General features: G+C 60.6%; 12 protein-coding genes and 1 tRNA gene. 10 read left to right on the top strand and 3 right to left on the bottom strand.

Features of this window, described 5'->3' with window-relative positions:
* The first annotated feature begins 62 nt into the window (after window positions 1-62).
* The 4 genes from IE191_RS18820 (at window position 63) to IE191_RS18835 (ending at window position 3,162) form a co-directional block, all read left to right on the top strand.
* Window positions 63-665 (top strand): recombinase family protein, encoded by a 603-nt coding sequence (locus IE191_RS18820; protein ID WP_229815650.1) that lies wholly within the window; start codon window positions 63-65, stop codon window positions 663-665.
* Complete coding sequence (locus IE191_RS18825) at window positions 662-862, top strand: hypothetical protein (protein ID WP_191325917.1); 201 nt, start codon at window positions 662-664, stop codon at window positions 860-862. Before IE191_RS18820 ends, IE191_RS18825 begins: the two co-directional genes overlap by 4 nt.
* Entirely contained in the window at window positions 859-1,407 is a 549-nt protein-coding gene (locus tag IE191_RS18830; protein ID WP_191325918.1) for a hypothetical protein, read from the top strand. Before IE191_RS18825 ends, IE191_RS18830 begins: the two co-directional genes overlap by 4 nt.
* Before the next feature lie 288 nt (window positions 1,408-1,695).
* Window positions 1,696-3,162, top strand: a complete 1,467-nt coding sequence (locus IE191_RS18835) for a hypothetical protein (RefSeq protein WP_191325919.1) — start codon at window positions 1,696-1,698, stop codon at window positions 3,160-3,162.
* A 193-nt stretch (window positions 3,163-3,355) separates the two neighbouring features.
* On the opposite strand, the gene IE191_RS18840 is transcribed toward IE191_RS18835, so the two are convergent.
* Window positions 3,356-3,565 (bottom strand): helix-turn-helix domain-containing protein, encoded by a 210-nt coding sequence (locus IE191_RS18840; RefSeq protein WP_191325920.1) that lies wholly within the window; start codon window positions 3,563-3,565, stop codon window positions 3,356-3,358.
* Between the two features lie 151 nt (window positions 3,566-3,716).
* Between IE191_RS18840 and IE191_RS18845 the strand changes: the two genes are divergently transcribed.
* A complete protein-coding gene (locus IE191_RS18845; protein ID WP_229815651.1) occupies window positions 3,717-4,184 on the top strand; it encodes a superinfection immunity protein in 468 nt (155 codons plus the stop codon).
* Between the two features lie 64 nt (window positions 4,185-4,248).
* Here the strand turns inward: IE191_RS18845 and IE191_RS18850 are convergent, their stop codons facing one another.
* Window positions 4,249-4,581 (bottom strand): hypothetical protein, encoded by a 333-nt coding sequence (locus IE191_RS18850; RefSeq protein ID WP_191325921.1) that lies wholly within the window; start codon window positions 4,579-4,581, stop codon window positions 4,249-4,251.
* A gap of 98 nt (window positions 4,582-4,679) precedes the next feature.
* Window positions 4,680-5,075 (bottom strand): VOC family protein, encoded by a 396-nt coding sequence (locus IE191_RS18855; RefSeq protein WP_229815652.1) that lies wholly within the window; start codon window positions 5,073-5,075, stop codon window positions 4,680-4,682.
* 308 nt (window positions 5,076-5,383) lie between these two features.
* On the opposite strand from IE191_RS18855, the gene IE191_RS18860 reads away from it, so the two are divergent.
* The 5 genes from IE191_RS18860 (at window position 5,384) to IE191_RS18880 (ending at window position 9,296) form a co-directional block, all read left to right on the top strand.
* Window positions 5,384-5,674: a hypothetical protein gene (locus tag IE191_RS18860; protein ID WP_229815653.1), complete on the top strand. Its 291-nt coding sequence runs from the start codon at window positions 5,384-5,386 to the stop codon at window positions 5,672-5,674.
* On the top strand, window positions 5,671-6,174 hold the full coding sequence (locus IE191_RS18865; RefSeq protein WP_229815654.1) for a DUF6998 domain-containing protein: 504 nt from the start codon (window positions 5,671-5,673) through the stop codon (window positions 6,172-6,174). Before IE191_RS18860 ends, IE191_RS18865 begins: the two co-directional genes overlap by 4 nt.
* Before the next feature lie 447 nt (window positions 6,175-6,621).
* Window positions 6,622-7,746: a site-specific integrase gene (locus IE191_RS18870; protein ID WP_191325923.1), complete on the top strand. Its 1,125-nt coding sequence runs from the start codon at window positions 6,622-6,624 to the stop codon at window positions 7,744-7,746.
* 48 nt (window positions 7,747-7,794) lie between these two features.
* Window positions 7,795-7,868: transfer RNA gene (locus tag IE191_RS18875), tRNA-Gly, on the top strand.
* Between the two features lie 195 nt (window positions 7,869-8,063).
* Window positions 8,064-9,296 carry a tyrosine-type recombinase/integrase gene (locus tag IE191_RS18880; protein ID WP_191325924.1) on the top strand — a complete coding sequence of 411 codons (1,233 nt, stop codon included), beginning with the start codon at window positions 8,064-8,066 and terminating at the stop codon, window positions 9,294-9,296.
* Window positions 9,297-9,573 lie beyond the last annotated feature (277 nt).

A 9,573-nucleotide genomic window follows, 5' to 3' on the forward strand; every position in this document is an offset into this window, starting at 1 on the left:
GGCATACCGGGCGTCGCTTGACAAAGAAAGTCTCACTATTTCCGTGACTTAGAGCTTAGGCCGTGCATTATCTTCTTGAGAAAACCAAGGAGAAACAAGTGCTTATCGGCTATGCACGTGTCAGCACCGTAGATCAGGTAGCAGGTTTGGAAGCGCAGTTGCGCGACCTTGCTGCAACGGGTTGCACGGAGAAGATATTTTCGGAGCGGGTAAGTTCCCTTGCCCAGCGCGATCAGCTTGCCGCCGCGCTCGATTATGTCCGCGAGGGGGATTGCTTATGTGTCGTCAGATTGGATCGGCTGGCGCGTAGCACGGCGGACTTGCTGTCAATCATCGCGACGCTGGAACGGAAAGGCGTCTCCCTTCGCATTTTGGACTTCGGCGGACAGGTGGTTGACACAATGTCACCGTCCGGGAAGCTGATCGTCACCATGTTCGGCGCGGTGGCGCAGTTCGAGAGAGAACTGGCGCGTCTCCGCGCCTGCGAAGGCATTGCCAAGGCTAAGGCGGATGGCAAATACAAGGGCCGCGCACCAACAGCGCGCCGCCTCGCGCCGCAGGTCCGCGAATTGCGGGCGTCCGGCATCGGCCCCAGCGCCATCGCGGCGCAATTGGGTATCAGCCGGGCGTCGGTGCACCGGATCATCGCGGAGGTCGCCGCATGAGGCCCGATCTGCCCCGCGCCTTCGCCGACGTCACCGCCCGGCTGGAGGATGCCCACAGTCTCGCCGTGGAGGGCCAGCGCCGCGATAATGCCTCGGACATGCAACGTGTCCTTGTGGGCCAGCTTCGTGCTGGCTTGGCGGAGATTGACGGCAGGCTGTCCGCCATGGCTGCGATGCTCGACAGGTCTTCCCGATGACGGCCTCGCTCGACATCGACGCCTATATCGACGCCCTACCATCGCACCGCCTGCGCCAGCCGCTCCGGGTGCCGCTGGCCTATCAGGAAAGCCCATGGCCACTTTTGCGGGCCTATAACGGCTTCACGGGCGAGGAACGGCGGCGCGGTGGCCAGTTGATTGGCTGGCTGCAAACGGCGGGTTGCCTAGCCCGGCCTAGCCGATGTGATATTTGCCGAAGCCGTGAGCGCGTGGCCTTCCACTCCGAGAGCTATTACCACGCCCTGCGCCCGGCCAGCTTGTGCAATGCCTGCCACATGGCTCTGCACAAGCGCCATTTCGCGTGGGATGCGTGGCGCAGGATCGTCGGTGCCCACGCGGTCAATGGCAGGGAGTGGTGGGCAATCACGCCGCGCCATGGCCTCGCCATCGCGGAGCATCTGCGCGCCCGGCATGGTTGGGCGGCGGCGGACATTGAACATTCGCCGATTGCACCGCTGCCCGATGCCATCACCGCGCTGTTGCCCGGCAACATGTTGCACCACAGCCGCATATTCACCCCTTGAAATAAATATCCGACGACGACACCGGTAAATTGACTAAAAATCCAGTCCATGTTGACAAAAAATGCAGGCCATAAGTAGAGTTTTATTTATATTTGCTCATTACTCGAAATAGTCTATATTGCGCCAGTCGGGATTGATCCCCCGTCGCGTGTGTGCTGCTGCCCAGTTGCGTTTTGCGCTCGAAGGGCTGGTCGGCAGCACACACAACTTCGAGCGCAACATGACCCAACCAACCCGCAACGACCAATCCGGACATGAGCAGCCTTCGGCAGTGAAGGCTGCCAAGGCTTGCGCGTGCGTCCCGCACCTGATGTGCGGCGCAACTTTCCGATCTTGCTCTTGCGGCGCTCGCAGGAGATCAACATGACCGGCAAAATAATCGACTTTGTATCGCACGCCGAAGCGGCAAAAGCCGTCCCGCTACAGGCTAAACTGGAGGCGTATCAGCGCGTGATCCGGGAGTGGTCCGGGCATCTCACGGTCAATGAGTTTGTCGTGCTCATAGCAGTCACAGACCGCACCATTGGCTGGGGCAAGCGCGAAGCACGCTTCCGTGTCAGCGCCCTGTTATCCGGCGATACAGTGTATGCGCGGCTACCAATCAAGCGCACAGCCATTTTCGATGCGCTCGCCAGTCTTGAGGCCAAGGGCGTCATTCACCGCCGCAGGGATCGCAGCAGGCCGGATCATGTGCATTTCCGTGTCAACATCAACTGGAAGCCGGGGACGGCATCACTTCTTGAGTATCCCGAAGGGACTGAAAGCGGGTCCGCCACGCGAACTAACCCGTCCGCAATACGGACCGGCCAGTCCGCCACACGGACCCTATATACAGTATCAGACACAGTAATCGAAAACGGTAGTCAGGAGCGCGCCGTCCCGGCACGCTCGGCAACGGAAGAAAAATTTTGTCCGGGGAAAGAAGAAAGGCCCCAACCCCAAACCCCTTCCCCACGCCCTCGCAAGCCGCTGGCTGATCCGGTCACTTTGATCCGGGAGAAGGCGGCCAATGCGCAAGCCATCGAGCGGGCGCGGCAGGCAGATGAGAAAGCTGGTCGGACCAGCCCAAGTCCAGCGACGAAGCTCGTCATCATCGAAGGCGCGTGGCGGGATGCGATCCTTGAGGCGTTCCCGCACAACGTCATCCCGGTTTGGGGCGTCCGCGAAAAGGCGCAGGCCAAGCAAGCCGCCGCGAAGTTCCTGCACCACAACCAGATCACCTTCCCGGCGTTCGTGGCTTGGGCCGCGACCAACTGGACGGCGATCATGCGGAAGCAGTTCAAGTGGATGACGAAAAGCCCGCCGCCTGCTGTCCCGGCATGGGGATTTTTCATCGCGCAGCTTCACCAGTTCGCCGAGTGCTGGGGCGAGCGTAAGCTCGAAGCCTGGCTGTCCGACACCGACCGCACCGAGATCGAGAAGGCTATGGGCCGTGGCGCGACGTGGGAGCAGGCCGTCGCCCAACTCTCCGAAGCCAAGGCCAAGGGCGTGCTCCGGCAAGAGATGGACAAGCGCGAGCTTGACGTTCGCATCCGGGAGGCCGCAGCCGAACTCAAGATGGCGCGTGCGCAGAAACTGGCCGATTACGCGGGCAATGCCCCGGTGCATCCCCGTTCTCGCGCCGCCATGCGCATGAAGCGCGAGGCCGAACAAGCCGCCAATCCTCTGCCGCCGCCAGAACCAACGCAAGGCGACTTCACCGGCTTTGTCCCCGCTCCCCTCTTGCCAGAGAAGTGCCCGTTCGATGACGAGTAAGACCACAGCACAAATCGTCTTGATGTCGCTCGGGCATGAACCGCTGGCGAGCGGCGCTGCCATGCGCAATCGGCGCTGCAACCCGTTGCAAATCGGCATCCGGACGATGCGCCACGAGCGTGGACATCCGGATGCGCAGTTGACGGTGAGTTTGATGGTGCCGGTCGGCCACCCTAATACTGCGGGGCCGCACTCAATCCAAGAGATCGCCCATGCTGACGCCAAGGGCCTTGGCCAGCCGGTCCACGACGCGGATGGTCGGATTGCGGGCACCGCGCTCCAGATCGCTGATATACGTCCGGTGGATGTCAGCATCATGAGCGAAGTCTTCCTGCGACCGCCCCGCCGCCGTGCGCAGCCGCTTCAAGTTCCCGCCAAGCCGTTTGCAGACATCCGCTTCCATGCCCGGACATGGGCGGCAATGTCGCCGATCAGTCCACAGACGATCAGTGACGTGTCACTGATAAGTGACGACTGGTTTACCTTATCCCCGTATGCTGACGCTCAACCGGACACATTCGCCCGCCACACGACACACCAGCAAAGGGACACTTATGCGCGAAGACATTATCCGCCGTGCAGCCGCTGCCGACGCCGCTGCAAGGGAACAGCAGGCGCGGTTGGGAATTGAACGACCGCGACCAGCCCCAGCACGTCCGAGCACGAGGCCCGTGTGGATCGCGGCGCTGCTGCTCATGCTACTCCTGCTTATCCCGCAGATAGCGGATGGTCACAAAGCTCCCCTTGCGTTTTTTGCTTTGGCCCCGCTGGCGGCAGTCATCTATTTTATGCCGAGCTTTGTGGCCTACAAGCGAGGCCGCCACAACAGGTCGGCAATCCTGCTGCTGAACCTGTTCTTGGGGTGGACGTTCTTTGGCTGGGTCATAGCCTTGGTATGGTCAACCACGACACCCTCGGCACCGACCATGGCATATGGTGGACGCATGGGCCTTGGCGAATTGGCGGCGCGGACAGCCGTCCGAGCAACAGTATGGGAAACCGTGTTTCGGTTGTTCCGGTAAGGGGCGGCGGTTATTGGTCAGGAATGCGGCGGGGCTGATGGCGGAATTGTTAGGGGAGACGTCCTCACCTTCCCGACATCGCATCAGAAGCGACCATTGCGAAAATCCAGCCATACATAGCAAGAAGTCCACCGTAGGCAGCGGCTAACGTCCAAAAACCGACAGGGGAGTTATTCCGCTCAACCTTTGCTCCCCGTGCGGGCATTATGCCGGTCTTCAATCCCACAAAAAGTAGCCAGCCTACAATTTGAGGAATTAGGAGAAACGCGGTTCCTCCAATCATCGCTCGCCAACCGAACGACGATCCGCCAAATATCAAGAATGGCATGATTGCAATGGCGAAGAAGCACGCCAGCGTGCCTCCTCTTTGTTTCCATGACCAATCCCACCAGAGCATTTCGACGAAATATCATGTGCTCGGCACAGTCCGCAATAGCTCCGCGTCAATAATAGCGGCTTCCGATGAAAATTGGGCTATCCTCCGCCCGCACCGGATTATGCTTCCACCCCGTTGCCCCGGATCGGCTGCACCAAGTCCCATCGGTTGCCATACAGGTCTTCAAAGACCGCGACGGTGCCATAAGGCTCATGCCGGGGCTGTTCGACAAAGCGCACCCCGCGCTGCGTATAGGCTGCATGGTCGCGGGCGAAATCGTCGGTCTCAAGGAACAGGAACACCCGCCCGCCACTCTGGTCGCCGATGACGCGGCTTTGCCGGTTCCCGACCGCTCGCGCCAGCAGCAATTCGCTGCCCGCCCCTTGCGGAGCCACCACAACCCATCGTTTCCCATCACCAAGCGCGGTGTCCTCGCGCAGGTCAAAGCCGAGCTTGCCGACGAAATAGGCAATAGCCTCGTCATAGTCGGCAACCAGAAGGGACGTGAGGCTCAATCGCTGCGGCATTGCGCTGATCTATCCGAAGCGCGCCACCCCGCCAACGCCGGATTGCTGGTGCGCCGGGAGCGGCATGACTGGCCGATGATCCTGCCCGCCGTCAGCCCCATCAATTCAGAGCCGACAAATCGAGGCCATGTTCTGACCTGCTCCCACAGAACCTTGCTTGCAATCTGCCCTGCCTCTCCGCCTCGCAACCCCATGCAAAACAGCTATATGCGCCCCGAGAGCGCGTCGGCATAGCTCTGGCCCTCGGTGTGCCGCCCGCGCCGCCCTCGCGCCAGCGACCCGCTCTGGCGCTCGCCGTGGCGGGCCTGTATGAGAGAAACGAACTATTGGACGAGGCGACCATGCGAAAGTCAGGATGGACACCGGAGCGGCGCGCCAAACAAGCCGAGGCGATCCGTCGCTGGCAGCCGTGGGCACAATCGACCGGCCCGCGCACCGAGGAAGGCAAGGCTCGATCCAGCCGCAATGCCAACAAAGGCGGGGCAGCGCTTGATGAGCGGTTGCGGGAGGTCCGGCTGGCAGTGCAGGCCGATCACCTGCGACAGGCCGAACTGCTGCTGACCCGTTTGCGCGCCATGGGTCTGTGATCTTGCAACCCGTTGCAATCGAAGAGATCGCGCCGCTGCTCGATGCTGCCCGTGAGGCGGCGATTGCCTATTATCGCCTGACCGGCAAGCCGTTGGGCATCACCGGGGAGATCGGCGAATACGAGGCGGCGAAGATATTGGGCCTGCAACTCGCCCCGGCCCGCACGCCCGGCTACGATGCCATCGGCCCGGATGCCCGCCGTATCCAGATCAAGGCCCGCATGTATCCGCGAAATAAGCCCTTGGGCGGGCAGCGCATGGGTTCCATCAAGCGGACGGGCGATTTTGACGCCGTGATGCTGGTCATGCTCGATCACGCTTATCAGCCGTGGGGCATATGGGAGGCGCAGCGCGATGATGTCTTCCGCGAGCTTGATCTCCCCGGCAGCAAGAGCAGGAATGAACGCGGCGCATTAGCCGTCGCCAAGTTCATCAGCATCGCAACGCAGTTGTGGAACACGACACCACAATCACGCGCTGCAACAAGTTGCAAGTTATGACATCAATCGTCGTTCGGAATAATTTTTCATTCACAGACAATCGTTCTCGTTATGTTTAGCTTTGGCGAGAAGTGCATTTTATTGAAGTCAGCAAAGCTACATTACTTGTTGCCAAGTTGAAATTCGTGCGTATTGTTAGAGACCGCTTGTAAATCGAGAAGTGGTCATGTCGCAGATTACGCCTATCAGATCGGCAAATGTAAGAACCCCACAGGCACGCATAAGGCCGGTATCGACACCGTCAGCCTCTCCAACGCCCCCGGAGCAGCCGAAGCGACGCCGCAAAACGGCTTTCCGCAAATCCGATGTCGCCCGCGCCATCTCGGCGGTGACAAAGGCTGGCCTTGTCGCAGGCCGGGTTGAAGTCACGCAGGACGGCACGATCCGAATTTATGCAGCCGGTGCGGAACCCGCCGACAACCTGTTTGACCAATGGGCAGACAAACTATGATCGAGGGGCTGCATATCGTGCGAAGCGCGAAGCGGGGCAAACCAACGCGCTGGTATATCTATGCGTGGCGGGGCGGACCGCAAATCAGGTCCGCCGTGCAGCCGGATCGTCCTAAGCTCACGCGCACCGACATAGCTGCGATTGCGAAGGCCGTTGAAGGACGAGCCGAAGACAGGAAGCCCGGCAATACGGTGGCGGCGTCGGTCGCTGCCTTTCGGCGCACGAAATATTGGGCGTCGCTCACCGCCAACACCCGCAGAACATGGGGTGTGGCCCTCAACCAGATCGAGGCGAAATGGGCCGAAGTGCCAATGCCGGTTCTGGCTGATGAAAAAGCCCGCTCCAAGATCGTGAAGTGGCAAAAGGACATTGGCAAGACCAACGCTCGCGGTGCGGACATTGCGGTCATGGTGCTCTCGACATTCTTCGATTGGGCGAGAAATGAGGGCATCGTCTACAACAATCCAGCAGTGAAAATCGCCCCGCTGTATCAGCGCACAGACAGGGCGGCGGTGATCTGGACGGATGCCGATCTGGCAGCGATCAATGAGGTTGCGGAGCAACCGTTGCGGGACGCTTTGGCGCTGGCCGCACTCACCGGATTGCGGCGGGCCGATTTGGTGGCCTTGCGTTGGGAAGAAGTTGGCGAGGACGCCATCGAGCGAACGGCGGCGAAGCGGTCCCGCCGCAAGCGGTTCCAAGTGACAATTCCCCGGCTTGCCCAACTCGATGGGCTGCTGGAGGAATTGCGCACCCGCCCTCGCCTTGCTGGGGTCGATACGGTGCTGGTCAATTCACGGGGCAAAAGCTGGACGGGCGAAGGGCTGGCCAGCAGCTTCCATGATGCCCGCGCCAAGGCCAATGACGGGCAAGGTATTTGGTATGTCGGTCGCGACCCGGAAACCGGCGAGGAACAGAAGATCGCAAAGCGCCTGCATGACCTGCGGGGGACGTTTGCAACCAAACTGATGACCGCTCCCGGTGAGCCGCTAACTGACCGCGACGTGGCCTCCATCATGGGCTGGAGCGAGACACAGGTTGGCGAAATTCGAAAAAGGTATGTTGACGGGAAGGCCATGGTCATGGCAATGGCGCGACGGCTTCGGAAGGCGGGTCTGTAAACCGTCTTGTAAAACAACCAGCCACCGTCGAGCTATGTGCTTGATTTTGCGGGTGTAGCTCAATGGTAGAGCAGCAGCTTCCCAAGCTGAATACGAGGGTTCGATTCCCTTCACCCGCTCCAATTCTCGATCTCAGGACATCCCCGGCAGCTTTACAAACCGCTGAATTCTGCGGTATTTTTCGGGTCATCCGGCTCGTGAAATGTCGCCTCATGCCAGGGAAGCCCAGGCAAAAGTGGGGCCTTTTTCGAAAATAGCGGGCCAAAAAATGCACGAGGCCCCCATGGCTGGGGGCCCCGCCATGGAAGGCCTGACCTATGTCATTGACCGATATAGCAATTCGCCGAGCCAAGACGCGCGATAAGCCCTATAAGCTTTATGATGAGCTGGGCCTCTTTCTAGTGATCTCCCCATCTGGCTCGCGACTCTGGCGAATGAAGTTCCGTCACGGCGGATCTGAGAAAAAACTGAGCTTCGGCGCTTACCCTCAGGTGAGCCTGCGCGACGCGCGCAAAATGCGCGATGACGCTCGCGACCTGATTGCAGACGGCAAGGACCCTGCGCTTGAGAGACAACGCGAAAAGCTCAGGGCGGGCGCACTGGCGGAAAACACCTTCACCAGCATCGCCAACGAATATTGCCGCAAGCGGCGCCGCGACGGTGACAGGGCCTGGGCACCGGCGACCGCTGCCCGCTGCGAATATCTCCTGAGCCTGCTGGACAATTCCATCGGCAAGATGCCGATCCATGAGATCGAGCCCATCGATGCCCTCGCCGCGATCCGCAAGATCGAGAAGCGGGGCAAGCTTGAAAGCGCGCGGCGAACCTTGCAACTGGCTAGCGCGGTGTTCCGCTATGCCGTAGCTACCGCCCGCCTGCGGTCCGACCCCACACGTGACCTGCGCGGGGCGCTGATGACCCCCACGGTCACGCATTACGGGGCGGTCACCGATGCCAGCGAGGTCGGCGACCTGCTCAGGGCCATCGATGGCTACGAAGGCATAGGTATGACAAAATGGGCGCTGCAACTGGCACCGCATGTGTTCGTGCGCCCTGGAGAACTGCGCCATGCGCGATGGGATGAAATAGACTTCGACGCCGCGGTGTGGACCATTCCGGCCGAGAAGATGAAGATGCGCAAGCCGCATCACGTCCCGCTCTCGACTCAATCGATCGCCATTCTGCTGGAAATCCGGTCAATCACTGGATCCAACGGCTATGTGTTCCCGTCGATGCGCTCGCGGACACGACCAATGTCGGACAACACCCTCAACGCCGCACTACGCCGCCTGGGCTATTCCACTAATGAAATGACAGCCCATGGCTTCCGCGCCATGGCGAGCACCCTGCTCAACGAGTCTGGCAAGTGGTCCTACGACGCGATCGAACGCGCGCTGGCGCATGGCGATACCGACAAGGTTCGTGCGGCCTATCATCGCGGTACCCATTGGAAAGAGCGTGTAGCGATGGCGCAGTGGTGGTCGAACCTGCTCGACAGCCTGCGCAGCGGCGCCACGATCTTGCCCTTTCCAGGAGTGATGCTTGGCTGAACACCTTCAGTCACCAAGCATCATGGGCACAGCCGTCAATTAACCTCCTGAAACAAGGGAGGTGAACCATCATCCTTTGCCAGTGGGGGCGAATAGTAGTTCGTCTAGGCGGCAGGCGGCTCGCCTGATGTTGCTCATGATGCCACCCTTCGAGCCGGTGCTGGCCAGGGCGACACACCGCGACAGCAGGTCAAGCAGCGTCGCTGGCTCGAAGCCGGGACTGTCAGGAATTCCGTGTGTGGGCGGGCATAATGGGTAAGAAGGAGCCCCACTATGT

Origin of the sequence: Novosphingobium pokkalii (assembly GCF_014652855.1) — a bacterium.
Classification (GTDB): Bacteria; Pseudomonadota; Alphaproteobacteria; order Sphingomonadales; family Sphingomonadaceae; genus Novosphingobium; species Novosphingobium pokkalii.

What these genes read in the sequence shown, in the direction of transcription:
- IE191_RS18825 (WP_191325917.1), top strand. Translation starts at nt 662, where the DNA reads ATGAGGCCCGATCTGCCCCGCGCCTTCGCCGACGTCACCGCCCGGCTG.
- IE191_RS18830 (WP_191325918.1), top strand. Translation starts at nt 859, where the DNA reads ATGACGGCCTCGCTCGACATCGACGCCTATATCGACGCCCTACCATCG.
- IE191_RS18840 (WP_191325920.1), bottom strand. Translation starts at nt 3,565, where the DNA reads ATGGAAGCGGATGTCTGCAAACGGCTTGGCGGGAACTTGAAGCGGCTG.
- IE191_RS18845 (WP_229815651.1), top strand. Translation starts at nt 3,717, where the DNA reads ATGCGCGAAGACATTATCCGCCGTGCAGCCGCTGCCGACGCCGCTGCA.
- IE191_RS18850 (WP_191325921.1), bottom strand. Translation starts at nt 4,581, where the DNA reads ATGCTCTGGTGGGATTGGTCATGGAAACAAAGAGGAGGCACGCTGGCG.
- IE191_RS18870 (WP_191325923.1), top strand. Translation starts at nt 6,622, where the DNA reads ATGATCGAGGGGCTGCATATCGTGCGAAGCGCGAAGCGGGGCAAACCA.
- IE191_RS18880 (WP_191325924.1), top strand. Translation starts at nt 8,064, where the DNA reads ATGTCATTGACCGATATAGCAATTCGCCGAGCCAAGACGCGCGATAAG.